The sequence below is a fragment of the Streptomyces noursei genome, from assembly GCF_016917755.1.
Lineage (GTDB): Bacteria > Actinomycetota > Actinomycetes > Streptomycetales > Streptomycetaceae > Streptomyces > Streptomyces yunnanensis.
This window is the reverse complement of the sequence record NZ_CP070326.1, coordinates 5,844,484-5,871,207: the sequence shown is the minus strand read 5'-3', so window position 1 is coordinate 5,871,207 and position 26,724 is coordinate 5,844,484. Positions and strand designations below refer to the sequence as shown.

Annotated in this window: 21 protein-coding genes; 13 read left to right on the top strand and 8 right to left on the bottom strand. The window is 73.9% G+C overall.

Going from position 1 to position 26,724, the window contains the following annotated elements:
- The first annotated feature begins 249 nt into the window (after positions 1-249).
- The gene (locus tag JNO44_RS26020) at positions 250-1,314 is read left to right on the top strand and encodes a cell wall protein (RefSeq protein ID WP_205366310.1); all 1,065 of its coding nucleotides are present in this window, start codon (positions 250-252) and stop codon (positions 1,312-1,314) included.
- A 95-nt stretch (positions 1,315-1,409) separates the two neighbouring features.
- Here the strand turns inward: JNO44_RS26020 and JNO44_RS26015 are convergent, their stop codons facing one another.
- The 3 genes from JNO44_RS26015 to JNO44_RS26005 all read right to left on the bottom strand — a co-directional run bounded on the left by JNO44_RS26015 (position 1,410) and on the right by JNO44_RS26005 (position 7,163).
- The gene (locus JNO44_RS26015; RefSeq protein WP_420882683.1) at positions 1,410-3,263 is read right to left on the bottom strand and encodes a GMC oxidoreductase; all 1,854 of its coding nucleotides are present in this window, start codon (positions 3,261-3,263) and stop codon (positions 1,410-1,412) included.
- A gap of 132 nt (positions 3,264-3,395) precedes the next feature.
- Complete coding sequence (locus JNO44_RS26010; RefSeq protein ID WP_240167666.1) at positions 3,396-5,108, bottom strand: succinic semialdehyde dehydrogenase; 1,713 nt, start codon at positions 5,106-5,108, stop codon at positions 3,396-3,398.
- Between the two features lie 192 nt (positions 5,109-5,300).
- Positions 5,301-7,163, bottom strand: a complete 1,863-nt coding sequence (locus tag JNO44_RS26005; RefSeq protein WP_205366309.1) for a serine/threonine-protein kinase — start codon at positions 7,161-7,163, stop codon at positions 5,301-5,303.
- 165 nt (positions 7,164-7,328) lie between these two features.
- Here JNO44_RS26005 and JNO44_RS26000 point away from each other — a divergent pair, with 165 nt between their 5' ends.
- The 6 genes from JNO44_RS26000 (at position 7,329) to JNO44_RS25975 (ending at position 13,454) form a co-directional block, all read left to right on the top strand.
- Entirely contained in the window at positions 7,329-7,799 is a 471-nt protein-coding gene (locus JNO44_RS26000) for a hypothetical protein (protein WP_205366308.1), read from the top strand.
- 186 nt (positions 7,800-7,985) lie between these two features.
- A complete protein-coding gene (locus tag JNO44_RS25995) occupies positions 7,986-9,008 on the top strand; it encodes a hypothetical protein (protein ID WP_205366307.1) in 1,023 nt (340 codons plus the stop codon).
- Positions 9,009-9,090: 82 nt separating this feature from the next.
- Positions 9,091-10,308 carry a helix-turn-helix domain-containing protein gene (locus JNO44_RS25990; RefSeq protein WP_205366306.1) on the top strand — a complete coding sequence of 406 codons (1,218 nt, stop codon included), beginning with the start codon at positions 9,091-9,093 and terminating at the stop codon, positions 10,306-10,308.
- A gap of 208 nt (positions 10,309-10,516) precedes the next feature.
- Complete coding sequence (locus JNO44_RS44830; RefSeq protein ID WP_338058576.1) at positions 10,517-11,056, top strand: hypothetical protein; 540 nt, start codon at positions 10,517-10,519, stop codon at positions 11,054-11,056.
- Between the two features lie 320 nt (positions 11,057-11,376).
- Positions 11,377-12,039, top strand: coding sequence for a response regulator (locus JNO44_RS25980; protein ID WP_039633638.1), 663 nt, complete (start codon positions 11,377-11,379; stop codon positions 12,037-12,039).
- A gap of 263 nt (positions 12,040-12,302) precedes the next feature.
- A complete protein-coding gene (locus JNO44_RS25975) occupies positions 12,303-13,454 on the top strand; it encodes a sensor histidine kinase (protein ID WP_235096082.1) in 1,152 nt (383 codons plus the stop codon).
- 49 nt (positions 13,455-13,503) lie between these two features.
- On the opposite strand, the gene JNO44_RS25970 is transcribed toward JNO44_RS25975, so the two are convergent.
- The gene (locus tag JNO44_RS25970; RefSeq protein ID WP_066985354.1) at positions 13,504-13,878 is read right to left on the bottom strand and encodes an STAS domain-containing protein; all 375 of its coding nucleotides are present in this window, start codon (positions 13,876-13,878) and stop codon (positions 13,504-13,506) included.
- Positions 13,879-14,491: 613 nt separating this feature from the next.
- Between JNO44_RS25970 and JNO44_RS25965 the strand changes: the two genes are divergently transcribed.
- Complete coding sequence (locus JNO44_RS25965; RefSeq protein WP_205366305.1) at positions 14,492-15,151, top strand: sigma-70 family RNA polymerase sigma factor; 660 nt, start codon at positions 14,492-14,494, stop codon at positions 15,149-15,151.
- Positions 15,148-16,491 carry a zf-HC2 domain-containing protein gene (locus tag JNO44_RS25960; protein ID WP_205366304.1) on the top strand — a complete coding sequence of 448 codons (1,344 nt, stop codon included), beginning with the start codon at positions 15,148-15,150 and terminating at the stop codon, positions 16,489-16,491. The genes JNO44_RS25965 and JNO44_RS25960 overlap by 4 nt, the downstream gene beginning before the upstream one ends.
- 73 nt (positions 16,492-16,564) lie before the next feature.
- Here the strand turns inward: JNO44_RS25960 and purU are convergent, their stop codons facing one another.
- Together purU and JNO44_RS25950 are read right to left on the bottom strand one after the other, a co-directional pair.
- The gene (gene purU / locus JNO44_RS25955) at positions 16,565-17,455 is read right to left on the bottom strand and encodes a formyltetrahydrofolate deformylase (RefSeq protein WP_205366303.1); all 891 of its coding nucleotides are present in this window, start codon (positions 17,453-17,455) and stop codon (positions 16,565-16,567) included.
- 57 nt (positions 17,456-17,512) lie between these two features.
- Complete coding sequence (locus tag JNO44_RS25950) at positions 17,513-17,971, bottom strand: SCO4402 family protein (protein ID WP_205370522.1); 459 nt, start codon at positions 17,969-17,971, stop codon at positions 17,513-17,515.
- Positions 17,972-18,142: 171 nt separating this feature from the next.
- Between JNO44_RS25950 and JNO44_RS25945 the strand changes: the two genes are divergently transcribed.
- On the top strand, positions 18,143-19,540 hold the full coding sequence (locus JNO44_RS25945; protein ID WP_205366302.1) for an ABC transporter substrate-binding protein: 1,398 nt from the start codon (positions 18,143-18,145) through the stop codon (positions 19,538-19,540).
- 24 nt (positions 19,541-19,564) lie between these two features.
- Here the strand turns inward: JNO44_RS25945 and JNO44_RS25940 are convergent, their stop codons facing one another.
- Together JNO44_RS25940 and JNO44_RS25935 are read right to left on the bottom strand one after the other, a co-directional pair.
- Positions 19,565-21,316 (bottom strand): hypothetical protein, encoded by a 1,752-nt coding sequence (locus JNO44_RS25940; protein WP_240167665.1) that lies wholly within the window; start codon positions 21,314-21,316, stop codon positions 19,565-19,567.
- A gap of 258 nt (positions 21,317-21,574) precedes the next feature.
- Positions 21,575-22,966: an NsdA family TPR-like regulatory protein gene (locus tag JNO44_RS25935; protein ID WP_205366301.1), complete on the bottom strand. Its 1,392-nt coding sequence runs from the start codon at positions 22,964-22,966 to the stop codon at positions 21,575-21,577.
- A 468-nt stretch (positions 22,967-23,434) separates the two neighbouring features.
- On the opposite strand from JNO44_RS25935, the gene JNO44_RS25930 reads away from it, so the two are divergent.
- The 3 genes from JNO44_RS25930 (at position 23,435) to JNO44_RS25920 (ending at position 26,662) form a co-directional block, all read left to right on the top strand.
- Entirely contained in the window at positions 23,435-24,106 is a 672-nt protein-coding gene (locus JNO44_RS25930) for a bifunctional DNA primase/polymerase (RefSeq protein ID WP_205366300.1), read from the top strand.
- A gap of 97 nt (positions 24,107-24,203) precedes the next feature.
- On the top strand, positions 24,204-25,049 hold the full coding sequence (locus tag JNO44_RS25925) for an ABC transporter ATP-binding protein (protein WP_205366299.1): 846 nt from the start codon (positions 24,204-24,206) through the stop codon (positions 25,047-25,049).
- Positions 25,046-26,662, top strand: coding sequence for a transporter (locus JNO44_RS25920; RefSeq protein WP_205366298.1), 1,617 nt, complete (start codon positions 25,046-25,048; stop codon positions 26,660-26,662). Before JNO44_RS25925 ends, JNO44_RS25920 begins: the two co-directional genes overlap by 4 nt.
- Positions 26,663-26,724: the final 62 nt, after the last annotated feature.

Here is a 26,724-nt window from a genome sequence, read left to right as displayed (position 1 = left end):
GTGGCCTCCGCGTTCCCCCCTCGCGGACGGATTCCGGGGCCCTTCGCTGTGGGCCGGTTGTCCGTTACCCATGGGGCGACCGTGAAGCATGTGACCGGTATCACGGCGATCTTTTCAGTTGAGCGAACAACTTTTTTCGGCCAAGCGTGGTCACGTACCTGACAACGCACGGCCCTACCGCGCCCCACCGCGACGGCCAGCACCCCGATGTGCCGCGCCACGGCACCGTGGACCGGAGAGGTCTTCTGGATGAAGCTCCGCCGTGCCCTGACGGCCGTCGCCGCGACGGCCGTCATAGCCCCCGCCCTCATGGCGGCTCCCGTAGCCCACGCGACCGGTCCCGACACCGAGCCCAGCGCGAGCGCATCCCCGACGCCGTCCGCCCCCGGCCCGGAGCGGAGCAGCACCCCCACCCCGCCGGCCGAGACCCCCGCCGGCGGCGGGGAGGGCACCCCGGGCGGCGAGACCCCGCCCGGCGGCGAGGGCGGCGCCACGCCGTCGGCCTCGGCCACCCCGGGCGGCGCCACCACACCGTCCCCCACCGCCGGGCCCACCGCGCCGGCCACCCCGACCGCGCCGGGCACCCCGTCGACCACCCCCTCCGACGAGCCCGAGTGCACCATCGACGACGCGTCCCTCGACGTCACCGTGGCGAACCTGCCCTCGAAGCTGGTCGCCGGCGGCGACTGGTCGCGGTTCACCATCAAGCTGGCGAACACCACCGACAGGAAGCTGGACGAGGTCTACCCGTTCGTCCTCGCGGTGCCGCTGGAGGACGGCGCGGACCGCCCCGGGTCCGCGCTGCACCTGGAGTACCAGGACCCGAACACCGGCAAGTGGACCGCGTTCGGCGAGTGGTCCGACGGCGACTACTTCGGCTGGTTCGCGCTGGAAGCGCACCGGACCGCCGAGTTGGGGATGCGGATCCGCGCCGACAGGAGCGCCCCGCCCGGTGACGGCTTCGCGCTGGTCGCGGGCGACTACTACAACGAGGACGGGTCCTGCGGCTCGTCGCAGGAGCAGTGGTACGACTTCGCGGTGCTGTCCGCCGGCAGCAGGCCCGGCGAGGTCCCGCCGGCCGAGCCCGGCAAGCCGGGCGACAAGCCCGGCCCGCAGGGCGGCGTCAGGCCGGTCGCCACCGGCAGGCCCGGGAAGGACCTGGACAGGCTGCCGGTGACCGGCAACCTCGCCGCGACCGGTTCCTCGTCGGCGCTGCCGACGATCGGCTTGGTGGGCGGCGTGGCGACGGCCGTCGGCGCCGGGGCGGTCTTCGCCGTCCGGCGGCGCAGGGCGGCCGGCGGCACGGCCGCGTAACGCGCCGCGGAAGCGCATGAGGCGTACGGCCCGACGCGCACCGTGGGACGGGAGGAGGGGCGCCCCGCGGGGGACGGCCCTCCGCCCGTCCGCGGCTACTTCTTGGGCGGGACCGAAGGAACCGGCAGGAAGGGCAGTTTGAGCGCGCCGAAGGCCGATGCGGGGACGGCCGGGCGGACCGGCTCGACCGGCGCCACCCGCACGTACGGCCGCCCGGGGGCCGGACGGGGGTCCGCCTCGCCCTTGTTGGGCCACAGGGACATGGCGCGCTCGGCCTGGGCGGTGATCGTCAGGGAGGGGTTGACGCCGAGGTTGGCGGAGACCGCGGACCCGTCGACGACCGAGATGCCCGGGTGGCCGTAGAGGCGGTGGTAGGCGTCGATGACGCCGTGGTCGGCGTCCGCGCCGATGGGGCAGCCGCCGAGGAAGTGCGCGGTCAGCGGGGTGCCCATCAGCTCGCCGACGTTGCTGCCCGCGAAGCCGTTGATCTCCTGGGCGAGCAGGGTGGCGGCCTCGGTGGCCTCGGGGATCTGGTTGGGGTTGGGGGCGCCGTGGCCCTGCCGGGCGGTGAGCAGGCCCTTCCCCAGGCCGCGCGGTTTGCGGTACGTGGTCAGGGAGTTGTCCAGGGACTGCATCACCAGGCCGATGATGGTGCGCTCGGACCAGCGGCGGTTGGAGAGCGAGCGGAGCGCCAGCAACGGGTGGCGGACCATGTTGCCGGCCCAGCCCAGGACCCGGCCGGCCGGCCGGTACGGGACCTGAAGGATCGTCAGGCCGCCCATGGAGTTGGAGCCCTTGCCGTAGCGGACCGGCTCGATGTGGGTGTTCTCGTCGGGGTGGATGGACGAGGTGATCGCCACGCCCTTGGTGAAGTCGACCCGGTCGGCGCCGTGCCGCTCGCGGTAGCGCTGGCTGGTGGTCTGGGCGCCCACCAGCGCCTCGGAGTTGGTGCGGGTCAGCGCGCCGAGGCGGTCGGAGAGGTACGGCAGCAGCCCGCTGTCCTTCATGCGGTGCAGCAGCGTCTGGGTGCCGTAGGTGCCGGCGGCCAGCACCACCCGGCGGGCGGTGAACGTCCTGCCCGCGCCCTTCTTCTTGTTGTCGGTGGGCAGCGTCCTGACCGCGAAGCCGCCGCGGGAGTCCTCGGTGAGCGTGACGACCGAGGTCATCGGGTGGATCACCGCGCCGGCCTTCTCGGCGAGGTGGAGGTAGTTCTCGGTGAGGGTGTTCTTGGCGCCGTGCCGGCAGCCGGTCATGCACTCGCCGCATTCGGTGCAGGCCCGGCGGGACGGGCCCGCGCCGCCGAAGTACGGGTCGGGGACCTCCCCGCCCGGCCTCGCCCGGGCCGCGCCGGCGGCGTCCTCGCCGTCCCCGAAGAACACCCCGACCGGCGCCATGTGGAAGGAGTCGCCGACGCCCATGGCCTGCGCGGTCGCCTTCAGGTGGACGTCGGACGGGGTCATCGTCGGGTTGAGCCGGACCCCGAGCATCCGCCGGGCCTGGTCGTAGTACGGCTTCAACTCCTGCTGCCAGTCGGTGATCCGGCGCCACTGGGGGTCGTCGAAGAACGCCTTCGGCGGGACGTAGAGGGTGTTGGCGTAGTTGAGCGAGCCGCCGCCCACCCCGGCGCCGGCCAGCACCATCACCTTGCCCAGCAGGTGGATGCGCTGGATGCCGTAGAGGCCGAGCGCCGGAGCCCACAGGTAGTTCCTGAGGTCCCAGGAGTTCTTCGGCAGGGTCTCGCGGGTGAACCGCCGACCGGCTTCGATGACGCCGACGCGGTAGCCCTTCTCGGTCAGGCGGAGGGCGGAGACGGAGCCGCCGAAGCCGGAGCCGATGACGATGACGTCGTAGTCGTAGTCGTAGTCGTCGGGGTTCTCTTGGGCGGGGCGCCCCGCGTCGGCGGACGGCCCCTGCGGGGCGTGGGGTTGGGCAGGGTTGGGCTGTGGCACCGGTACCTCCGTGTCCGTTTTCGGGGCTCCGCCCCGGACCCCGCTCCTCGATCGCCGGAGGGGCTGACTAGTGGGCTCCGTCCCCCGGGCGCACTCCTCGAACGCCGGAGAGGCTGGATACTTCCGTCTCGTTCAGCGCAGGCGGAGGGCCTTCATCACGCGCAGGCTGCGGGTCATGAAGGCGGCGTACTTCTCGTCGTCCATCCCGAAGGCCGGCGCCAGCGGCATCAGCCTCTGCTGTGCGACGGTCTGCGCCTCGGTGTACTTGAGGATGCCCTCGGAGCCGTGCCGGCGGCCCAGGCCCGAGTCGCCCATTCCGCCCATCGGCGACTGCACGCTGCCGTAGCCGGCCGCGTACGACTCGTTGACGTTGACCGTGCCGGTGCGCAGCCGCGCCGCGACCGCCCGGCCGCGGCGGCCGTCCTTGGTCCAGACACTGGAATTCAGGCCGTAGGGCGTGGCGTTGGCGCGGGCCACCGCCTCGTCCTCGTCGCGGAAGCGGTAGATCGAGACGACCGGACCGAAGGTCTCCTCGCCGCAGACGGCCATCGGGGGCTCGACGCCGTCCAGAATGGTCGGCTCGTAGAAGAGCGGGCCGATGTCGGGGCGGGGCCGGCCGCCGGCGACCACCCGGGCGCCCTTGGCCACCGCCTCCTCGACGTGCCGGGTGACGGTCTCCAGCTGGCGCGCGCCGACCAGCGAGCCCATGTCGGCGCCGTAGGCCAGGGCGTTGCCCAACCGCATCGCCTTCGTCCGGGCCGCGAACCGCTCGACGAAGGCGTCGGCGATGGATTCGTGGACGTAGAGGCGCTCGATGGAGATGCAGAGCTGGCCCGCGGAGGAGAAGCAGCCGCGGACGGCGCCGGCGGCGGCCTTCTCCACGTCGGCGTCGTGCAGCACCAACATGGCGTTCTTGCCGCCGAGTTCGAGGGAGACGCCGACGAGCCGGGCGGCGGCGCCCTGGGCGACCTCGCGGCCGGTGCGGGTCGAGCCGGTGAACGAGACGTAGTCGGCGTGCCGGACGACCTCCGGGCCGACGACCGGGCCGTCGCCGATCACCACCTGCCAGACGTCCTCCGGGAGCCCGGCCTCGATCAGCTGCTCGCGTGCCCACAGGGCGGTCAGCGCGGTCTCCGTGTCGGGCTTCATGACGACGGCGTTGCCCGCGACGAAGGCCGGCAGGGCGTCGCCCACGGTCAGTTCGAAGGGGTAGTTCCAGGGGGCGATCTGCCCCACCACGCCGCGCGGCTGGCGGAGTTCGGTGACCTTGGTCAGCGTCGGCACGACGCCGGTGTGGCCCTTGGGGCGGAGGTAGGCGGGGGCCTTTCGCCCGTAGTGGCGGGCGGCGACGGCGACCGCCTGCACCTCCTCGTGGGCGTGCAGCCGCGCCTTGCCGGTCTCCAGCTGGATCAGGTCCAGCACCTCGGCCTGGCGGCGCAGGACCAGGTCGTGGAAGCGCAGCAGGACCGCGGCGCGCTGGCGGACCGGGACCTTCGCCCAGCGCTCCTGTGCGGCGCGGGCCCGCTCGAAGGCGGTGGCGACGTCCTCGGGGGTGGACTCGGGCAGGTCCGCCAGCTTCTCCCCGGTGAACGGGGTGTGGTTGGCGGTGGTTCCTCCCCCGTTCTCGGCTCCGTCCGAACGGGAGGTACCCCCAGTCACCACGCACCGGGTGAGGCGGGCGGCCACCTCCGGGGGGACCACGTCCGCGGCGGTGCGGGTACCGGGTGCGGCGAGCACGACCGGGTTGCCGTCGGAGGGCGCCTGGGGGGCGGCCGGGGGCGCCGGTGCGTCCAGGTGGGCCTCGTCGGTGGCGGAGGCGGTTCCGGTGTCCTGCGAGTCCGTCATGCGGGCGAGCGTATTCGCCCGGGACCGCTTTGTGTACCCGGGAGTAACAGGTTTTCACCCGCTGCGCGCAATCGCGCCAGTGTTTGCTGGCCGTAAGCGGGCTGGTCTGGGGGGACGGGGCGACGGCGGCGGTCCCGGACGGCGCGGCCGGGCGGGCCGAGGGCGGCGGGGCGGACCGGCGCCGCCGGGCGCTCACCGGCCGGACAGCTGGAAGGACGCGGTCGCGGTGTCGAACTGTCGCTTGGCGTCCCCGTGGGAGGCGACCGGGGAGGAGATCCAGATGTCCATCATCCTGCCGCCCTCGTTCCAGCTGAGGTCGTAGGTGTAGCGCGCGCCGGCGTCCTGGGCGCTGCCGTCCCAGACGAACTCCCAGCGCCCGGCCCGGAGTCCGTTGTGCGTGGTTTCGACGACCTTTCCGCTCCGGTATCCCGGATAGCTGTCGGGCCCCTTGGCGTCCGCCTTGCGCATCGCGCCGATGGGCCCCTCGGGCACCGGCTTCTGCAGCTGCACCCCGATCCGGAAGCGCTTGCCCTCGGAGTAGTAGTAGACCCGCGAGTTCTCGTAGGAGCGGGTGAAGCCGGTCGGGACGGCCATGGTGAAACCGGCCGGGTCCCGGACGATCTGGTAGCCGGACGGGGCATGCCCGCCGTCGGCCGGCCCGGCGGAGGTGGTCACCGTGACCGTGGAGGTCGGTCCGGGCCCGCCCGGCGCGATGCCCCGCGGATCCGACGGGCCCCGGCCCGACGGCCCCTGGGCGCCCCCCTGCCCCTTCTTCCCCTTGTGGGCCGTGGCCTGCGCCGAGGCCCCGGGGTGCGCGGCGGTCAGGTCGTCGATGCCGTCGCCGCCCCCGGGCGTCAGCAGGGCGGCGAGGCCCGCCGCGGCGGCGCCGACGACGACCACGGCGGCGGCGATCACCAGGGGGAGGCTCTTGCGGCGGTCCGCCGGGCGGGCGGTGGCCGATGCCGGGGTGCCGGGCGCGGCGCCCCGGTGGCCGGGGACCGCGGCGAGCGCCACCGGGGGCCCGGCGAAGCCCCCGGCACCGGGGCGCACCGCCCCGCCCGGGGTGGGCAGCACCGGCGTGCCGCCGGGCCGGAAGGGGGCGCCGCGGGCCCCGGCCACCGGGGGGCCCGGGCGGGCCGCGGCGGCCACCGGCCGGAACGGGTCCCCCTGTGGCGGGCGGGCCCCGCGGCGGACGCCGTCGCCCGGCTCCCCGAAGGGGTCGCGCCCCGGCGCCGTGACGCCGCTCAGCAGCCGCTCCGTCGCGTCCATGTCCAACCGCCGCTGCGGATCGCGCTCCAGCAGCCCGCCGAGCGCCTCCGCCAACGGCCCGTCCACCGGCGGGAGTTCGATCTCCTCGTAGACCACGGCGTGCAGCACCCCGGCCATCGAGTCCCGGCGGAACGGCGTCGCCCCACTGAGGGCGGCGCACAGCAGCACCCCCAGCGACCACAGGTCGGCCTCCGGGCCGGCGTCCCGCCCGGCCATCCGCTCCGGCGCGGTGTACTCGGGCGAGCCGACGAAGCCGCCGGCGTCGGTCAGCGTCGTCGCACCGGGCACCCGGGCGATCCCGAAGTCCGTCAGCACCACCCGCTCGCCGCCGCCCTCCAGCAGCACGTTGGCCGGTTTGATGTCGCGGTGCAGCACGTCCCGGGCGTGCGCGGCCCGCAGCGCGCCCAGCAGCGCCAGGCCGATCCGGGCCGCCTCGTCCGGCGCGAGCGGCCCGGCGGAGGCCAGCCGGTCGGCCAGCGACGGGCCCTCCACCAGCTCCATCACGATCCACGGCCGCCCGTCCTGCTCGACCACGTCGTGCACCACGATCACGTTCGGGTGCTTGACCTGGGCGACCGTGCGCGCCTCCCGCATCGCCCGGTCGCGCTGCACCCGCGCCTCGGGCTCGGCCGTCATGTCGTCCAAGTGCAGTTCTTTGACGGCAACTTGACGGCCGAGCAGTTCGTCCGTGGCCCGCCAGACCGTACCCATGCCGCCGCGGCCCAGGCGTATGCCGAGCCGGTACCGATCGCCGATCAACCGGCCTTCTCCCCCGAAGATGCCCATGGCGACATCTTGCCGCACGCCCACCGACCGCCCGGGGCCGGCTCCTGCCCCAACACCCGCCCGACAACCGTCCGTTACCAGAGGTAGTGCCACAACACCGCTGCCACCTGCACCGGTTGGAAAAATGACCGGGATCCACCTTTCCTCTGTGGTCCACTGTCTGTCATGGAGGCAGTCATAGCGAGCGTCGTCGCCGTCTTCGGGACCCTGCTGGGTTCCGCCGTCACCCACCACTTCCAGAGCCGGTCCGCCGACCGCAGCGAGGGGTTCGCCCGTGCGGAGCGGCTGCGGCAGGAGCGGATCGATGCGTACTGCGCGTACGCGGGAGCGCTGCTGGACTACCGCCGGGTCCTCGTCCACAGCTGGTTCGTGCGGCACGAGGACGACCGCTGCGGCGAGGACACCCCGGAGCTGCGCGAGGAGGTCTACAAGAGCCGTTACACGGCCCAAGAGGCCATGTTCCGCGCCCAGATGGTGAGTGACGACCCGGACGTCCTCGACCTCAGCGAGCGGATCATGGCCGAGGTGACCGAGATCCACTGGGTCGAGGACCGCGAGGCCCTCACCGAGCGGCGGGCCGCGACCCGACAGGGCATCCGCGACTTCGTGGCGGCCACGGCCCGCCGCGTACGGTGAACGCCCCCGGGCCGCGCCCCGCCCCTCGCGCGGGGCAGGATCCACCACTTCTTGATCAACTCGCGACACACGGAGCGGAACCTCCCCCGCCCCTCCGCCCGTCCTTGACACAGTGAGGCGGCGGCAGCGGCGCCACCGGCGACAATTCCGCCACGGCGACGCACGGCACGGAAACGGGGATCGGGCATGGTGATGCGGGACGGCGACGCGCTGGACGTACGTCCGGGCGGCGATCCGGCCCGCGCCGCCCCTCAGCACCACGGCGCCTACCACACCACCGCGTTCTTCCTCACCCTCTACGCGACCGCGCTCACCGCCTGGACGGTGTACGGGATCGTCCAAGGGGACGGCTCCGTATGGGACTTCGTCGAGGGCCTGTTCAACCCTGGCGCCTCCCCCGCGTCCCAGCTGGTCGGTCCCTACGAGTGGGCCTTCGCCGCCGCCTTCCTCGCCACCGCCGGGCTCGCCGTCGCCCACCGCCGGCCGGCCCGCAGCGCCGCCCTGTTCTCCGGGTTCTTCCTGCTGGCCGTGTCGCTGCGCGAGGCGGTCGGCCTCTGCGACGCCGCCTACCGCGACCAGTACGCCACCGACCCGCTCGGCGGGTGGGCGCTGGCCACCCGCGTGCTGGGCCTGGTGGTCGCGGTGGTCGTGCTGACCACGATGCTCCCGGCGACCGAGACCCGCCCGCGCCGCCGGACCCGCTCGGACCCGCCCGCCCCGCGCCCCGCCCCCGGCGCCCGGGACCGCCGCCTCTCCCGGATCTGCGGCGTCCTCTTCCTGGCGATGGGCGTGACCCGGCTCGTCTGGACCGTCCACGAGCTGACCCTGACCGGGATGGACACCTTCCGGTACCTCCGCGGCGCGGTGGACGGCTCGGTGCTGGGCACCCTCAACCTCGCCGCGTCCACCGAGTTCACCACCCTCGGCTCGGTACTGGGCTTCTTCCTCTTGGGCTGGCTGGCCTTCCGCGCCCGCCGCGACCTGCGCGGCGCGCTCCTGGTCTTCGCCTCGGTCGAGCTGTACCTCACCGTCCGCACGGTGGTCTGGCTGACCGTCACCGACTTCTTCAACCAGTCCTTCGAGACCCCACAGGGCGCGCTGTCCATGGCCATCACGGCGTTCGGCCTGGCGGCGATGACGTCGGTGGTGGTGCTGGTGATGGGGTGGCGGTCGGAACGGGAGTCCCCGGCCGCCGAGTCGACGACGTGAGGCACGTACCCGACGGCGCGATGCGGCATGTTGCCGTGGGCGGGCGTAGCGTGGTCGATACGTCCGTCTCGCGGGGGTGGCCATGGAGTTGTTCCACGAGGAGCCCGGCATCGGGGACCGCATCGCCCGGCTGCGTGCCCGGCGTAAGCTGACCCAGGAAGGGCTCGCCGAGCGCGCCGGGTTGTCCGTCGACATCGTGCGCAAACTCGAACAGGGTGTACGCCGGACGGCCCGGCTGAGCACTCTCAACGCACTGGCCCAGGCGCTGGATGTGGAGACGTCGGCACTCGTCGGGAAGCCCACCACCTTCGAGGTGCGCACCGACGGTGAACAGCCGTCCGTCCTGGCACTGCGCCAGGCCGTCTCTCCGGTGTCCGAACTTCTCGGTGAGGAGCCGGACCCCGAGAACCCGCCGGACATCGCGACGCTGCGGGCTTCGCTGCGCTCGACGGAACGCATCCGCAGGGAAGGGCGCATGGCGGAAATCGGGGCCCTGCTACCGCAGTTGATCATGGATGCCAAGGCGGTGGCCCACGCGTCCACGGGGAGCACGGCAGCCTCCGCCCAATCCGTGCTGGCCGAGGCGTACCAGATCGCCGCGACCACGCTGGCGGCACTGGGCAAGGAGAATGCCGCGTTCACCGCCCTCGAACGGGCAAGGGCGGCGGCCGCCAAGGGGGACGACCCCTACCTGGAGACCATGGGATTCTCCAGCCTCGCCTGGGTCCTGACCAAGCAGGGGCGGTTGACGGACGCCGAACGCGTCGCGCTCAGCGCCGCCGAGCGCATCGAACCCGGCTTCCGCTCCCCGCCCGTCGAGCTGGCGCTGTGGGGAGTCCTGCTGCTCCGGGCCGCAACGGCAGCCGTCCGACTGGAGCGCCGGGAGACCGTACGCGACCTACTGGCCCTTGCGGGAGCGGCGGCGGCCAGGATCGGCACGGACCGGATCGACTACGCAACGCCGTTCGGCCCCACCAACGTGGGCGTGGCGAAGGTCAACTTCCTGGTGGAGATGGAGGACAGCGCGGAGGCCCTGCGCACCGCGCGCACCGTGCCGGAACTACAGGCACTGCCACCCACGTGGCGTGCGCGGTTCCACGTCGACCGCGCCCTGGCCTTCGCGGACCTGCACCAGGACGACGGAGCCGTGGCAGCTCTGCTCACCGCCGAACGCACCGCGCCGGAGTGGATGCGCTACCACTCCACCAGCCTGCGCCTGGTGTCCGAACTCCGCGTACGGGAAAGGCGCCGGACCTCCCCGCTGGTGGAGCTCGCCGACCGGCTCAACCTGGATGCGTAGGGCGACGTCCGTCGAAAGGGTGGCGGGTGGGACATGGTGTCCGACCCCTCGCCAAAAGTGGCACAGGACGTCGCTGTCCGGGCGGTCTGCACCCACCTAGCGTGCTGGCCAGTCGAAGACGACAGGCCCGGCCGCGCGCCGGCCCGCCCCGCCCACCTGAAGAAAGCAGGCCGACGTGCCGCACCCTTCCGTTCGTACCGTTGCCCGGTTGCTGCCCTGGACCGGATCCGCCGACCAGCCCTGCCATCTGCTCACCGACGAGACGGGCGACGGCCCCGTCTCCCGGTACGCGGACCGGGTCGAGGCCCTCCAACTGGAGATGAGCATCGGGCTGCTGGATCATGCCGAGCCCCTGATCGACGACCCCTCGGCCGATGCCGGGCAGTTGCGGTTCCTGTCGGCGCAACTGAGGACAGCGCTGCGGGACACCGTACGGGTCGCGGAGAGCCGGGGTGAGCGGCTGGCGGCGTATCAGCGCTCCCAGCAGCCGGACGAGCCGGACGAGCCGGACGAGCCGGACGAGTCGGATGGAGCGGCGGCGGGCGGCGCGGCTGCTGCGCAACAGCCGGGGACCGACGAGCCCGAAGGCCCCGAGCCCCAAGGCTGCGCCCCCGGCGATCAACGTGCACACAAAGGAGCAGAATCCGGCGAATCGAAGGAACCGAATAAATCGTCAACGGCGCACGCGAACAAAGCTGGGCGATCAGGCAAAAACGGCGGCGGGGGAGGCGGCGACGGGGCCTCGTAGGCCCCCGCGACCAGGCGGGGAAGGTTCCCCTTCGGGCCACCCCCGCGCGCCGGGGGACGTCCGTCGCGTGTGGGGGCCGCGGCGGCCGTCGATGTGAACTGCAACGCGTCCTGGGCTTGTGGCCTCTTCAGTGGTGCAGCATGAGAACCACTCTGCCCGCGGGGTCCGCCCCGCGCCATCGTCCGCAGGTCGGGCGAGGACCCCCGCCGCTCGGCGGGGGTGTGGGGCCCTCTGAAGGGGGAACCGGCGGCAGGGACGGAGTCGCGCAACGCCGGGCGGTTCCGAGGCTTGGACGGGTGCGTGGGAGAAAGGGGCGGCCGGTGATCCGTGTCGCTGTGGTGGACGACGAGCGGCTCGTCAGGTCCGGACTGCGGATGATTCTGGGGACCGCCCCGGACATCGAGATGGTGGCGGACTGCGGCGGCGCAGAGGCCGTGGAGACCGTGCTGAGCTGCGCGGCCGAGGTCGTCCTGCTCGACATCCGCATGCCGGACGTGGACGGCCTGACCGTGCTGCGCGGGCTGCGCGCCGCCCCGGAGCCGCCGGCCGTGGCGATGCTCACCACCTTCGACGCGCAGGAGTACCTGACCGCGGCACTCCGGGAGGGCGCGGCGGGCTTCCTGCTCAAGGACTCCGACCCGGAGCAGCTGGTGCGGGCGGTGCGGACGCTGGCGGCGGGCGGCAGCGTGCTGGACCCCGGGGTGACCCGGGCGGTGATCGGCGGCTATCTGACGTCCGAGGACCAGGCCGCCGCGGCCCGGGCGGTGAGCGGGCTGACGCCGCGCGAGTCGCAGGTGCTGGCGCTGCTGGGCGAGGGCCTGGGCAACGCGCAGATCGCGGAGCGGATGGGGCTGGCATCCAGCACGGTGAAGGACCATGTGCGGGCGCTGCTGGCCAAATTGGGCGGAATCAATCGCATTCAGGCGGCGATCGTCGCGGACCGGGCGGGCCTGGTGGCAGGGGTTCCGCGGGGGACCGGGTGATATCCGGCCGGGAGACCCCGGCGGGCCGGGACGCGGCCGTGAGCGCGCTCGGGGAGGCAGTCGGGGAGGTAGTCGGGGATGCGTCCGGAGAGGGGGCGGCGGGGACGGGCGGCATACGGGACCGCGACCGGTCCCGCACCCGCGTGCCCGCCCGCCACGCCGTCCGCCGGGCCGTCCGCCGGGCCGTCCGTCGGGCCGTGCGCCGGCTGGTGTGCGGGTCGCTGGGCCGACGGCTGCGCCAGGTCGGCCCGGTGCTGGTCCCGATGCTGCTCTCGATCGCCGACGCGCTGCTCGTCAACGGCCTGGAGATGGCGCTGGAGCTGGGCGTCTCGGTGGTCGCGGCGGCGGCCCTGCTGCTGCGCCGCCGCTGGCCGCTGCTGGTGTTCCTGGTGACGCTGCCGGGGCTCTACATCGGCTACATCTGGTTCGCGCCCATGGTCGCCCTCTACACCCTCGCCGCGCTGCGGCCCGGCCGCGCCCGGCTCGGCGGCTGCGCGCTGCTGCTGGTCGCCGCGCACTTCCTGCCGTATCCGATCTCCGACTTCGAGCCGACCGCGTACCGGGAGAACACCCTGGTCCTGATCGACGCCTGCGTCACCTCCGCGGCCCCGATCGCGCTCGGCCTGCTGGTCCGGACCCGGCGCGAACTCGCCTCCCGCGTCGAGGACCTGACCCGCAGCCTGCGCCGCGAGGACCGGCTGTTGGCGGAGCGGGTGAAGGCCACCGAACGGGCCCGGCTGGCCCGGGAGATGCACGACGTGGTGGCCCACCAGGTCAGCCTGATCAGCCTGCAGGCCGGTGCCGTACAGGTCAGCACGGCGGACGCGGTGGCGCGGGACGGCGCCCGGACGATCCGTGAGCTGTCCGTCCGCACGCTGGAGGAGCTGCGGCACATGGTCGGCGTCCTCAGGGCGGCCGGCGGCGACGCCCAGGAGGCGGGCGAACTGGCGCCGCAGCCGGACCTGGACGAGCTGCCCCGGCTGATCGAGATGAGCGCGCTGGACGTGACGTACGAGGGGCTGCGGACCGCGCACGACGGCGCCGCGGGGTCCGGCGCGGACCGGCCGCGCGGCGGCAGGACGGTCGAGCGGGCCGCCTTCCGCACCGTCCAGGAGGCGCTCACCAACGTCCGCAAGCACGCGCCGGGGGCGCAGGTACGGGTCCGGGTCGACGCGGTGGAGCTGGCCGCGCCGGGCGATCCGGAGGCGGCCGAGCGGGGCCGGGCCGGGCTGCGGGTGGAGATCCGCAACGGGCCGCCGGACGCGACGGTACCGGCCCCCGCGCTGCCCGGCGGCGGGCACGGGCTGGTGGGGCTGCGCGAGCGCGCGCAGAGCCTCGGCGGGACGCTGGAGGCGCGCCCCACGGCCGAGGGGGGCTTCGTCGTACGGGCGGAGTTCCCGTACGGGGCGGGGTGAGGGCGGGCCGCGGCGGAACGCCGGTGCGCGGCCGGTGCGGCCGGCCGGCTCAGGCCGACAGCGGGGCCGCCGCCTCGTCCACCGCCGTGGGCAGGTCCGGGTAGACCTCGAAGAGCCGGCGGACGCCGAGGGCGGCCAGCACGCGGTTGACGTGCGAGCCGTCGACGGCGCCCTGGGCGGGCAGGATCAGCCGCAGTCTCCCCTGACAGGAACGCATCAGGCGGCGGGCGGCGATCAGCACGCCCACCCCGCTGGAGTCACAGAACCGGACTTCGGAGAGATCGAGGACCAGGGACCGCCGCCCCTCGGCCACCGCGTCGTGCACGTGCTGGCGCACCGCGGGCGACGTGACCAGGTCCATCTCGCCCGAGACCTGAAGTACGGCCCAGGGGCCCTTTTCGTCCTCTGCCACCTTCAACGACACGCGCTCGAAGCCTTTCGCTCGCTTTCGGACCGGATGTGCCCCGATTGCAATCCGGAACCCACCCTTCCCGGCTCGACTGCCCGGCCTCTCCCCCGTGAAACGCTGTCGATTCCATGGCGCGGCGGGCTCCTCCTGCCCAAGGCTATGCCCAGAGGACGGCGGGTTTTCGCCCGCAACCGGTCACACCCGCGTAACACATGGGTAGATACGGGCGCGAACGGTCCACATCGATCCACTTCGAGCCGGAAGTGTCACCAGATCCACCACAACGTCACCACGCCCTTACCACCTGCGACGCCCTCGCGGCCGGCTTTGCCGCAAAGGCGCCTGCACTGTCGGACCCGCCCACTACATTCGAGGACACGGCGACCGTCACGCCGTGCGCACATCCGGTGCCACGGCGTCCACGCGCCGCCGGATCGGGTGATGACCCGGCAATCGTGAGCGAAGGGGCGAGTACGGGTACGACAGTGAGCGGGAGTGACGACACAGGGTCCTGCGGCGCGCGGGCCCCTCGTGCAGGCCGAGGTCGCGGCGGAGCGCGCGGCGGAGGTCTCGGCAGAGCGCCGGCCGAGGTGTGAGCCCGGCCGCGACGGGCAGGGATGGGGGTCCCATGGCACATGACGCACCACCGCGCTGGGACAGGCGGATGCAGCAGCGACTCGCCCGCGGCGAGGCCGCCGCACTCGGTGAGCTCTACGACCGTTTCGCCTCGCTCGTGCACAGCCTCGCCCACCGCGTCCTGGACGACGAGGACGCCGCCGACCGCATCACCCGCGAGGTGTTCGGCTACATCTGGGAGCACCCGGACTCCTACGACCCCAAGCAGGGCTCGCTGCGCTCCTGGGTGGCCGGGATCACCCGCCACCAGGCCGTCCAGCGGCTGCGCCAGACCGAGGCCGACTCGGCACGCGACCGCGGCGAGGCCGGGCCGGCGTCCGCCGAGTCGGAGCGCGAGCTGGAGCGGAAGATCCACGAGGCGTCCACCGCCGCCCGCGCCGACTACATCGTCACGTCCATGCCCGCCCCGCTGCGCGAGGCCCTGGAGCTGGCGTACTTCCAGCGCCGGGACTACCGCCAGACCGCCGCCGACCTCGGCGTCACCGAGGACGAGGCGCGGCGCCGGCTCCGCCTGGGCCTCCAGCTGCTGTCCACCGCCCACAACCACCAGGCCCTGCCGGCCGTCCCGATGCGCCGCGTCGCCCGCGGGCCGCACACCCCGCGCCCGCCGCACCCCGCACCGCCCGGTCCGGGCCACGGACGGTCGCTGTGAGAGGCCCGGACGAGTGGGACGGCCGCGAGCGCTCCGGCGGCCCCGGTGAAAGCCCCCGGATACCGTCACCGCGCCCCGCCGCGGAGGACCACGGCCCGCTGCCGGACCTCCCACCCGTCCCCCACCGGGGGCCCGGCCCCGTCCCGGCCCCCACCCCGCCCCACCACGCCCCTGCGGAGTACGAGAGCGATGACGACCCCGTGACCGGCGATGACACCGGCCCGCCGCCGGCCGCCCCGTCCCACAAGGTGCTCAAGTCCCTGCTGGGGGCCTGGGCGCTGGCCGCCTGCTCGTCGGAGGAGACGGCCGCCGTCGAGGCGCACCTGACGGACTGCGCCGCCTGCGCCGAGGAGGCCCTGCGGCTGCGCGACGCGGTGGGGCTGCTGCACCCCGCGGACAGCCTCGACCTCGACCCGCTGCTGCGGTCGCGGGTGCTGGAGGGCTGCCTGGGCCGCCGCCCGCCGCGCATCCCGGTTCCGGAGTGGGCGACGCCGTTCGACGCCGAAGCCGCCAAACTGGACGCCCTGCTGCGCGACATGGGCGAGTCGGAGTGGCGGGCCCCGGTGCGGCTGCGCTGGTTCGACGGCCGGGAGCCGGTGGAGCGCGACACCACCGTCGCCGGAGTGATCGGGCATCTGATGGCGGTGGACGGCATGGTCGCGACGTCCCTCGGGCTGCCCGACCCGCTGGGCCCCGCCGCCCCGGAACACCCCGGCCCGCGCCGCCGCACCGAGGCGTACTGGCGCACCCTGGGCGAGGACCCGGACCCGCGGGCGCCGCACGACCCGTGGCGCGAGCAGAGCCAGGCGCTGATAAGGACCGCCTCGTTCGCCGGCGGCGGGGTCGCCGAACTCTCCGTCCCGTACGGCAAGTTCGACCTCGCGCTGCGCGACGCGTTCCTGGACCGGGCCTTCGAGACGTGGGTGCACGCCGGGGACATCGCCGACGCGGTGGACTACCCGTACAAGCCGCCGGCCGCCGGCCACCTCCACCTGCTCGTCGACCTCGCGGCCCGGCTGCTGCCGACCACGCTCGCCCAGCGGCGGCGGGACGGTCTGGCCGCGCCGCCCCAGCAGTTGGTCGCCGCGGGCGCCCCGGGCCGCTCGCTCCACCTGGAGGTCGAGGGCAGCGGCGGCGGGGACTGGTACATAGCTCTGGACTCCCCGGCGGCGGTGGGCTCACCGGAGTGCGCCGTCGCCCACCTCGCACTGGACAGCGACGAGTTCTGCCAGCTGGCCGCCGGGCACATCTCGCCGGAGGAGACCGCGGCGGGTCAGACCGGCGAGCGCGAGGCGATCCGCGAGGTGCTGTTCGCGACGGCGGCACTGTCGCGGCTGTGAGCGGGACCGCCGCCGGACCGGCCGCGGCGCCCGGGGCAGGCCCGGGCGCCGCGGCCGTAGGACCCTGCCGTCGTCAGGCGAAGACCACCGTCCGGGTGCCGTTGAGCAGCACCCGGCGCTCGCTGTGCCACTTCACGGCCCGCGCCAGCGCCTGGCACTCCACGTCGCGGCCGATCGCCACCAGCTGGTCCGGCGTGACCTCGTGGCCGACGCGCTCGACCTCCTGCTCGATGATCGGGCCCTCGTCGAGGTCCGCGGTCACGTAGTGCGCGGTGGCGCCGATGAGCTTGACGCCACGGGCGTGCGCCTGGTGGTAGGGCCGGGCGCCCTTGAAGCTCGGCAGGAAGGAGTGGTGGATGTTGATGACGCGGCCGGACAGGGCCTTGCAGAGGTCGTCGGAGAGGACCTGCATGTAGCGGGCGAGCACGACCAGCTCGACCCGCTCCTTCTCCACCAGCTCCAGCAGCTGGGCCTCGGCCTGCGCCTTGGTGTCCCGGGTGACCGGGATGTGGTGGAAGGGGATGCCGTACGAGCCGACCAGCTCGGCGAAGTCGGTGTGGTTGGAGACCACGGCCGCGATCTCGACCGGCAGCGCGCCGATCCGCGAGCGGAAGAGCAGGTCGTTCAGGCAGTGCCCGAACTTCGACACCATCAGGACGACCCGCATCTTCTCGTCGGCCCGGTGGATCTGCCAGTCCATCGCGAAGGAGTCGCCCACCGCCGCGAAGCTGGCCCGCAGCTTCTCGACGTTGACCGGCGCGTCCGCGGTGAAATGGACCCGCATGAAGAACAGCCCGGTGTCCCGGTCGCCGAACTGCTGACTGTCCTCGATGTTGCAGCCGGTGATGAACAGATAGCTGGACACGGCGTGCACGATGCCCTGCTTGTCCGGGCAGGAGAGGGTGAGGACGTACTGATCGTTCCGATCGTGCTGACCGGACTGGGTGGGCTGCGACTCGCTCATGACCTCATAGGGTCCCATATCCGCCGGGCAGCTCGGACCGGGCGCCCCGGCCGCCGGTCAGACCGGCGTCTGGAGGGTGCCGACCATGACGGCCAGCGCTTCGAGGGAGTGCGGGGCGGTGTCCGGGTCCTCGCCGTCCGCGGTGGCCAGGTGGACGTGCGCCTCACGGGCGGCCCGTACGGCGTCGGGCCAGCCGGGGTGCTCCATGTAGGCGGTCACCGGGGCGTCCGCCCCCACCTGGTGCATGATGCGCAGCACCCGCAGGACGGCGGCGTCGACCAGCTGCGCCTCCTGGGCGTCGCGGAAGATCGTGCCGATGTACTTCTCGGCGGACCAGTTGTCGAGCCAGGTGTCCTCGACGAGCCGGTAGACGGCGTCGGTGACGTCTCCGTACCCGGGACGGCCGGCGAGCCAGGTGTGCTGCTGGAAGACGGGGTCGGAGAGCATGTGCAGCGCGGAGCGCACATTGCTGCGCCAGCGCCACCACGGCATGTCAGAGAGCGGCATACCGCCCATGGTGGTCGAGCGGCGGCCGCGACGGGAAGACTTCTCCGAACCTTGCACAGCATGCGATCGTACGTTCCGCCCGATTGATCTCGATCGGCCCCCCGGAGTTCACCGCGGCGTCACCGTCCGTTGACCGTGCGTCACTCGCACGTTCCGCCCTGGGCGGAAGGCTGCGGGGTCATGACCGGACGGCGACGCTCCTCCCCCCGCCACTTCCCGCGCGCCTCGGCGACGGCCGCGGCGGCGTGCACGGCGGTCATCGCGTCACTGCTGTCCGGCTGCGGCTCCCTCCCCGGAGCGGGTTCCGGGGAGCAGGAGCCGGTCACGGTGATGACCTGGGCGCCCGAGGACACCCGGACGACCAACATGCCGGGAATGCCGGCCATGGCGCAGGCGTACGCCCGCTGGGTCAACTCCCGCGGCGGCATCGCCGGCCACCCCCTGAAGGTCCTCACCTGCAACGAGCGCAACGACTCGGTGGAGGCCGCCCGGTGCGCCCAGCGTGCGGTGGACGCCGGGGCGGTCGCCGTGGTCGGCTCCTACAGCCAGTGGGGCCGCTCGTTCATGTCGCCGCTGGAGGTGGCGGGCATCCCGTTCATCGGCGGGTACGGCGCCTCCGCCGAGGAGTTCTCCAGCCCGCTCTCCTACCCCGTCAACGGCGGCCAGGCCGCGCTCCTGGCGGGGAACGGGCGGCAGTTGGCCGCGGACTGCCGGCGGGTGGCGCTGGTCCGCCCGGACACCATCCAGGGCGACCAGATGCCCGCGCTGCTCGACGCCGGACTCGGCGGCGGGCGCGGCGGCGAGCGCGGCGGCGGCAGCACCAGTGGGGCCGGTGCCGGCACCGGGGGCAGCCGCGGCCGGGCCGCGGACATCAAGGCGCCCGAGACCGGCACGGACTACTCGCCGCAGGTGGCCGCCGCCCTGGAGGCGGTCGGCGCGGACCCGGCCCGCTACGGGACGGCGAAGGCCGGCGGCGAGGCGCCCGGCTCCTGCGTGGCCGCCTCGTTGGGCGACAGCACGGACACCTTCTTCGACTCCTTCCGCCGCCTCCAGGAGAGCAGCCCCAAGGTGCAGATCGGCTCCGTCCTGGGCAGCGTGGACCAGTCGATGGTCAACCGCAGCGGCGGCGTCTCCGGCCCACTGGAGGGCGCGGACGTCACCGGCTGGTACCCGGCCGCCGGCGATCCGCGCTGGGCGCCCATGCGCAGGGTGATCACCCAGGAGGCGTTCGACGACAACCGCATCGACCCGGCCGACCAGGGCGTCCAGACGACCTGGATCGCCTACACGGTGCTGCGCGCGGTGATCCAGCAACTGGCCGACCAGGGCGTGGAGGACATCACCGCGCACGCCCTGCAGACCGCCCTGGACCGCGGCGACCGGACCATCGACACCGGCGGTCTGACGCCCATGCTGCGCTGGCGCGACGACGACATGCTGGCCGTCACGGACTTCCCGCGCATCGTCAATGCGGACGTGACGTACCAGGTCGTCCGGCACGGTCAACTGGTCGCCGCCCAGGAGGGGTTCGTCGACGTCGCCGCGACGCTGGAGCGGCGGCCCACGGACGACGACTGACGCGCCGGCCCGCCGGCCGACGGCTCACAGCTGCTCGGGCTGGTGCTCCCGCAGGCCGTACTTCTGCGCGATCGGGTTCCACAGGCCCGCCGCCTGCTGCTTGGCCTGGGTGGCCGCACCGCTGGCGGCGTTCCCCTGGCCGGCCTCCTTGCCGCCCTTGGCGTGGCCCTTGTCGCAGCCGCCCTTGCCGGCGGCCTTGTCGGCCCAGGCCGCGTAGTGGTTGTCGGCGGCGGCCGAGGACTGCCACGCCTTGGTCAGCGCGGCGGTCAGCTCGCCGCTGTTCGGGAGCTTGTCCACGGGGAGCTGCTGGAGCCGCTTGACCAGGTCGTTGCGCTGCCCCGCGGCGGACCGCAGGTCGCTGGCCGCGCCGTCGAGGTTGTTGCAGCCCTTGATGTTCTGGACGGCGCCGATGACCGCGGAGCGGCTGTTGTTGCTGTCGGCGAGCAGCGCGTCCAGGCCCTTGGCCTGGCTGGCGGCCGGGTCGTCGGCCGACTTGGAGGCGTCGCCGTTGGCCGTCTTGGCCTTAGTGGTGCCGGTGTCCTGCTTCTTCGGGCCGGCATCGTCGTCGCTGCCGCCGCTGAGCGCCCAGCCGACGCCGAGGCCGACGCCCGCCAGCGCAACCACGATCACGCCGACGATCGCTGCGGCGGGGATCTTGCGCCGCCCGCCGCCGTCCTCCTCGTAGGAGGCGTACTGGCCCTGGCCGCCACCGGGGGCGAACGGGCCGCCGGGGCCGCCCTGTTGACCGTAGGGCGGGTGGGCCGCCTGGTTGTCGAAGCGCGGCAGCTGCGCGGTGGAGTCCGGGGCGGCGGACGCGCCCGGGGCGGCCGGTCCGTCGCGGAACAGGCCGTCGAACTCGGCGGGCGTCGGCCGGTCGCCGAGAGCACCGGGCCCGGCGCCGAACGGCGCGCCGGGCGGCGGGGTGGGCATCCCGGCCCCGGGGACGCCGCCCCCGACCGGCGGTATCAGCTGGGTGGCCTCGGAGCCGTCCATACTGCCGGGCAGGGGCTGGCCGCCCCGCGGCGGCGCGTCGTTCGGCTTGATCGCCCGCAGCATCTGGGTGGCCGCGTCGCGGGGCTCCGCGGCGGCCGACGCCTCGGGCGGCAGCGGGGCGGCACCGGGGCCGCCGGCGACGGGCGGCAGGAAGGTGGTCGCCTCGGCGTCCCCGGCGACCGGCGGCAGCGGCGCGCCGGCCTGTGGGGTCGCACGGACCAGTTCACCGGCCGGGGCGGGCTGCTGGCCGGCGTAGGGGGCGTTCTGGGGCGGCAGGGCGCCGGGCGCGGGCTGCCGCCCCGACCGGCCGCCGAGGGAGAGGACGGTGGTCGCGTCGGCGCCGGCGGCGTGCGGCGGCAGCGGCCCGGCGGCCGGCGGGCCCGCCTGGGGCGGCATCGCGGGGGGAGCGCCCGGCATGGGCGGCGTCTGCGGCTGCTCCTGGGGCTGCTGCGGGAAGCCCTGGTTCTGCGGCGGCAGCTGCTGCCCGCCGGGCTGCAGGGACGGCGCGGAAACCTGCGGAGCCGGTGCATGCGCCGGGGGAACGGCCGGGTAGCCCTGTGCCGGGCCCTGAGCGTACGGCTGCGGCCCGCCCGGCGCGCCGCCGGGCTGGGCGGCCGGCTGCTGGCCCGGCCCCCAGGGCTGCCCCCAGGGCTGGCCGGCCGGGGGCGCGGCCTGCTGGTCGGACGCCCATGCGTCGCCGCCGCCGGCGGGCAGGACTATGCCCTCCCTGGCCGGGCCTGCCGCAGAATTCTGCGGGTCGTTGCCCTGTCCGCTCTGCGTCACCGGGACTCCTACCATCGTGCAGACCTACGGAATCGTCGGCTGCACGCTACCGGTTCGCAGCAACGTTCGACCATGTGTCCTGGTCACCGCACCGGGCAGCGGCGGACCGCGCCCGCCGCGCCGCCGACCGCGCGACGGGCGGGCCGGAATCCCGGCCCGCCCCGGCAGCGCACGGCCGAACGCCCTTCGGCCGATTCCTCCTTCCGCCCGTCCACGACCCCCGCCGCGGCGGCTCACCGCCTCTTCTTGAGGCGTTGCTCACGCCGCGGCGCGGAGTTCCATCCGGGCGGTGAATTCCCTTACGACGGGTTCGTCCTGATACGGCACCAAACGATGCCGGAATTCCTCCAGGTATTCCGCGCCGCGGTCCGTGCGCAGCCCGCCCAGCAGCTCGACCGCCTGGGTGCCCGTATGGCAGGCCAACTCCACCTCCCGCTGCTGCACCTGGGCGCTGGCCAGCAGTGCCAGCCCGATGGCGCGGCGGCGCGCCCGGCCCGCCGGATGGCCGTCGAGCGCCTCCTGCGCACGCTGTGCGGCCGGGATCGGCTGCCCCAAGTCACGGTGGCAGTGGGCCAGTTCGTCGGCCAGGTACGCCGGGTCGAAGTGGCCGATCCAGGCCGGGTCGTCGCCCGTTTCGGCCACCGCCTCGGCGCGCTCCATCGCGGCGACCGCCCGGCCCGCCACCGACTGGAAGGCCCGGGCGTCGCCCATCAGGGCGTGGCCGCGCGCCTCCGCGGCGAAGAACATCGCCTCCGCCCTGGGCGTGACCTGCCCCCGCGCCCCCTCCTGGGCGGCCCGCGCCAGCTGGGCGATCTCCCGCGGGTTCCCCAGCGAGGCGGCCAGGTGGCTCATGCTGGCGGCCAGCACATAGCCGCCGTAGCCGCGGTCGCCGGCCGCCTGCGCCAGCCGCAGCGCCTGGATGTAGTAGCGCTGCGCCAGGCCCGGCTGCCCGGTGTCGACGGCCATGTAGCCGCCCAGTTCGGTCAACCGCGCGACGGCGGCGAAGAGTTCCCGCCCCACCGCCTCCCGGTACGACCCCGCCAGCAGCCCGGAGACGACGCTGTTGAGGTAGTGCACGACGACCGGCCGGACGTGCCCCGAGCCGAAGCGGTGGTCCAGTTCACTGAGCGCCGACGTCATGGCCCGTACGGCCGCGACGTCTGAAATGCCCACTCTTGCACCGGCGTTGCGGGACACCTGGGTGTCCGTCCCGGTGATCAGCCAGTCCCGGCTGGGCTCGACCAGCGCGGAGGCGGCGACCGTGGACCCGCTGAGGAAGTCCCGCCGTCCGACGTCGCTGCGCCATAGTTCACAGACCTGCTCGATGGCCCCGAGGACGGTCGGCGAGAACTGCAGCCCCACCCCGGACGCGAGGTTCTTCCCGTCGGCCATCCCGATCTCGTCGATGGTGACCGTGCGGCCCAGTTTGCGGCCCAGCGCCTCGGCGATGATGGCCGGGGCGCGGCCCCGCGGCTGTTGTCCGCGCAGCCAGCGGGCCACGGATGTCTTGTCGTAGCGCAGGTCTAGACCGTGTTCCGCGCCGCACATGTTGACGCGGCGGGCCAGCCCCGCGTTGGAGCACGCGGCTTCTTGGATGAGCGCCTGCAGCCGTTCATTGGGCTGGCGCGCGACGAGTGGCCTGGCGGCCATGGTGTGTACCCCCTGTACTGCTGCTGCGCGTTCACCGGCGAACGCCGTCCCCGCGATCAATTCCCCGTACATATCCCGGATATCCGAGACATCCGGGATATACGCAGTACGAACCGGGCGACGCACTTCGCAGCCGATGCCCGGGATGCCTGTGATGTGCGCGATACCCGTGCGTCGTCGTACGAAGCGCGGCATCCCGACGTCCGTGCCGCGAGGGGCTGGTCCACGAGGAGGGGGCGCTCGGTGCCCGTGCACCGGTCACGGCGGGCGATGCAGCTCTCCCCTGCTGCACCGGCCGTCCGCCGGGCGGCCTCTCCGCCCGTCACGCAGGTGGCTACCCGCTCCGCGGGCCCCATCCGCACACGCGCCCCCACTGGTGCATCCATGCGCCCCACGTGCTGGAACGATGCGCCGGGGCAGTCACCCATTCGGCCGTAACCCTTGGTGACACGTGCAGTTGTCATCTGCGTGGAAGAGACCATCGGAGTCACAGGAGCCCCGCAGATCCCCAAACAGCGCGGCGAGCAACTCATCGAAACTGCGGTGCGTTACGCGGAGGAGCGCCATTGGGAGGTGTTCCCCGGCGCATGGCTGGAGCACGACGGGGACCGGCCGCGCTGCTCGTGCGACGCCGCCAACTGCCCCTTGCCCGGCGCCCATCCGACCGCACCGGGCTGGGCCGGCACGGCCACCGGCAGCGCCACCGCGGTCCGCCGGATGTGGAGCAAGCACCCGCGGGCATCGATCCTGCTGCCCACGGGCCGGACGTTCGAGGCTCTCGACGTGCCGGAGATGGCGGGCTGCCTGGCACTGGCCCGTATGGAGCGGCTGGGCGTGACACTCGGCCCGGTGACCCGCACCCCCGACCGCCGGATGCTCTTCCTCGTCCTGCCCGGCGCCTCCGCGAAGGTCCCGGACCTGGCGCGGAACCTCGGCTGGGCGCCGGCCGCCCTCGACCTGATCTGCCGCGGCGAGGGCGAGTACATCGCCGCCCCGCCGACCCGGGTGGGGCCGCACGGCGCGGTGCAGTGGGCGCGCCGCCCCACCGCCACCAACCGCTGGCTGCCCGACGCGGAAGAGTTGATCAGCCCGCTGGCGTACGCCTGCGCCCGCGACGCGGCGGCGCTCCGCGCCCGCTGACACAGGCCCGAACCGGTTTGTCAGCGCCTGCCCGTATCGTGGGATGCCTGGACGGGGGCCAGGTCCCGGCCCCTGCGGGGACGTCGGAGGGCAGGCCGTGGCCAGCGAAGCGGAAAAGAAGCAAGAGGAAGAGGAGTACGGGTCGGTCGCGACCCCGGGCGGTGCCCTGGCCGGCCCGCCCGCGGTCCGCATCGAGGGCCTGTGGAAGCGGTTCGGCGAGCAGACCGCCGTCCACGGCATCGACCTGACCCTGCCCGCGGGCCACTTCATCGGCCTGGTCGGCCCCAACGGCGCGGGCAAGACGACCACCCTCTCCATGGTGACGGGCCTGCTGCGGCCCGATTCCGGACTGGTCGAGATCGGCGGGCACGACGTCTGGCAGGACCCGGTGGGGGTCAAGTCCCGGATCGGCGTGCTGCCCGAGGGACTGCGCCTGTTCGAGCGGCTCTCGGGGCGCGAACTCCTCGCCTACATAGGCAGGTTGCGCGGTCTGGCGGGCGCCGAGGTGGACAAGCGGGCCGGCCAGCTGCTGGACGTGCTCGATCTGTCCGGCTCCCAGCACAAGCTCGTCGTGGACTACTCCACGGGCATGCGCAAGAAGATCGGGCTGGCCGCCGCGCTGCTGCACAACCCGGAGATCCTCTTCCTGGACGAGCCCTTCGAGGGCGTCGACCCGGTGTCGGCGCAGACCATCCGCGGCGTCCTGGAGCGCTACACCTCCTCCGGGGCGACGGTGATCTTCTCCAGCCATGTCATGGAGCTGGTCGAGTCGCTCTGCGACTGGGTCGCGGTGATGGCCGCCGGCAAGATCCGCGCACAGGGCCCGCTGGCCGAGGTGCGCGGCGCCGCACCCTCGCTCCAGGACGCGTTCCTCGAACTGGTCGGCGCGCGCGGCCGCGGCGCCGGGCAGAACCTCGACTGGCTGGGCGGCGGCGCCCGATGAGCACCGAAGCCACCGCCCCCGCCGCACTGGTCCCGGTCTTCGTCCGGCTCAAGCTGACGCTGCTGCGCAACGGCCTGCGCCAGTCGACGGGACGAACCGCCGCCTACGTCCTCTCGGCCGTCGTCGGCCTGCTCTTCACCGCCGCGATCGCGCTCGGCCTGGTGGCGCTGCGCGGCAATCCGCACGCCGGGACGCTCGCCGTCACCCTCACCGGGATCCTCACCCTGGGATGGGCGGTGATGCCGCTGTTCTTCCCCACCGGCGACGAGACCCTGGACCCGACCCGGCTGGTGATGCTGCCGCTGCGGCCCCGCCCGTTGATCCGTGCGCTGCTGGTGACGTCGCTGGTCGGCCTCGGCCCGCTCACCACCCTGGTCCTGGCGACCGGCGCGGTGATCGCGGTCGCGGACGGGCCGGCCGCCGCGGTCGTGGGCGTCCTGGCCGTCGCCCTGGTGGTGCTGGTGTGCGTCGCCCTGGCACGCGCCGTCGCCACCGCCTCGGTGCGGCTGCTGACCAGCCGCCGGGGCCGCGACCTCGCCGTGCTCGGCGGCCTGTTCGTCGCGTTCGGCGCCCAGGGCGTCAACATCGCCGCGCGGCAGCTGGGCAGCCCGGACGGCCTGTCCGTCCTGGAGCCGCTGGGCGAGGTGCTGCGCTGGGTGCCGCCGGCCTCCGCGCTCGGTGCCGTGGACGACGCCGGGCACGGCGCGTACGGGCGCGCGGCGGCCGGCCTGGCACTGGCGGTAGTGGCCCTGGCGCTGCTCCTGTGGTGGTGGCAGCGGACCCTGACCGCCCTGATGACCTCGCCGGACTCCTCGACCCTCCAGGCCGTGGAGAAGGACAGCGCGCGCCGCTCCGGCGGCGCCGAGCGCGGGCTCGCGCGGCTGCTGCCCGGCGGGCGCACGGGCACGGTCATGCTGCGGACGCTGCGCTACGCCTGGCGCGACCCGAAGTCGAAGATGTCCTGGGCGATGGCGCTCGGCCTCGGCCTGCTGCTGCCGGTCGTCTACGCCGCCCAGGGCAACGGCAGCATCTACACCTCCTTCTCGGCGTCCGCGCTGCTCGGCCTGCAGATGTACAACCAGTTCGGGCAGGACACCTCGGCGTTCTGGATGGTTGCCTCGACGATCGCCACCCCGCGCGACGCCTTCGTGGAGCTGCGGGCCCGGGCGCTGACCCTGATGCTGGTGGCCGTCCCGTACGTCACGCTGGTCGTCGTCGGCGCCGCCGCCTTCATCGGCCCGTGGTCGTCCTTCCTGGAGGTCTACGGGCTCTCGCTGGGCCTCCTGGGCGCGCTGGTCGCCACGGGGGCGATGGCATCGGCGCTGTCCCCGTATTCCATCCCGTCGGACGGCAACAAGAACGTGGCACCCGGCCAGGCCGGCATCGCCTGGATCAGCCTGTTCGGCGGCTTCCTCACCGCCGCGGCGCTGACCTCCCCGCTGCTGGCCCTGACCATCGGGCTCCATGTGGCGGGCCTCTCGGGCCTGTTGTGGGTGCTGCTACCGGCCGGCGCGGTGTACGGACTCGGGGTCGCGACGCTCGGACTGCGGCTGGCGGCTCCCCGGGTGGCGGCGCGGCTGCCGGAGATCCTGGCGGCGGTCAGCAAGGGGTGATCCGACGGCCTCCTCGGGGCCGCACCCGACCGCTTGACATCAAGTTCGGTTGAGGTTCGAGG

What these genes read in the sequence shown, in the direction of transcription:
- JNO44_RS26020 (WP_205366310.1), top strand. Translation starts at nt 250, where the DNA reads ATGAAGCTCCGCCGTGCCCTGACGGCCGTCGCCGCGACGGCCGTCATA.
- JNO44_RS26010 (WP_240167666.1), bottom strand. Translation starts at nt 5,108, where the DNA reads ATGACGGACTCGCAGGACACCGGAACCGCCTCCGCCACCGACGAGGCC.
- JNO44_RS26005 (WP_205366309.1), bottom strand. Translation starts at nt 7,163, where the DNA reads ATGGGCATCTTCGGGGGAGAAGGCCGGTTGATCGGCGATCGGTACCGG.
- JNO44_RS26000 (WP_205366308.1), top strand. Translation starts at nt 7,329, where the DNA reads ATGGAGGCAGTCATAGCGAGCGTCGTCGCCGTCTTCGGGACCCTGCTG.
- JNO44_RS25995 (WP_205366307.1), top strand. Translation starts at nt 7,986, where the DNA reads ATGGTGATGCGGGACGGCGACGCGCTGGACGTACGTCCGGGCGGCGAT.
- JNO44_RS25990 (WP_205366306.1), top strand. Translation starts at nt 9,091, where the DNA reads ATGGAGTTGTTCCACGAGGAGCCCGGCATCGGGGACCGCATCGCCCGG.
- JNO44_RS25975 (WP_235096082.1), top strand. Translation starts at nt 12,303, where the DNA reads ATGCTGCTCTCGATCGCCGACGCGCTGCTCGTCAACGGCCTGGAGATG.
- JNO44_RS25965 (WP_205366305.1), top strand. Translation starts at nt 14,492, where the DNA reads ATGGCACATGACGCACCACCGCGCTGGGACAGGCGGATGCAGCAGCGA.
- purU (WP_205366303.1), bottom strand. Translation starts at nt 17,455, where the DNA reads ATGAGCGAGTCGCAGCCCACCCAGTCCGGTCAGCACGATCGGAACGAT.
- JNO44_RS25950 (WP_205370522.1), bottom strand. Translation starts at nt 17,971, where the DNA reads ATGGGCGGTATGCCGCTCTCTGACATGCCGTGGTGGCGCTGGCGCAGC.
- JNO44_RS25945 (WP_205366302.1), top strand. Translation starts at nt 18,143, where the DNA reads ATGACCGGACGGCGACGCTCCTCCCCCCGCCACTTCCCGCGCGCCTCG.
- JNO44_RS25935 (WP_205366301.1), bottom strand. Translation starts at nt 22,966, where the DNA reads ATGGCCGCCAGGCCACTCGTCGCGCGCCAGCCCAATGAACGGCTGCAG.
- JNO44_RS25920 (WP_205366298.1), top strand. Translation starts at nt 25,046, where the DNA reads ATGAGCACCGAAGCCACCGCCCCCGCCGCACTGGTCCCGGTCTTCGTC.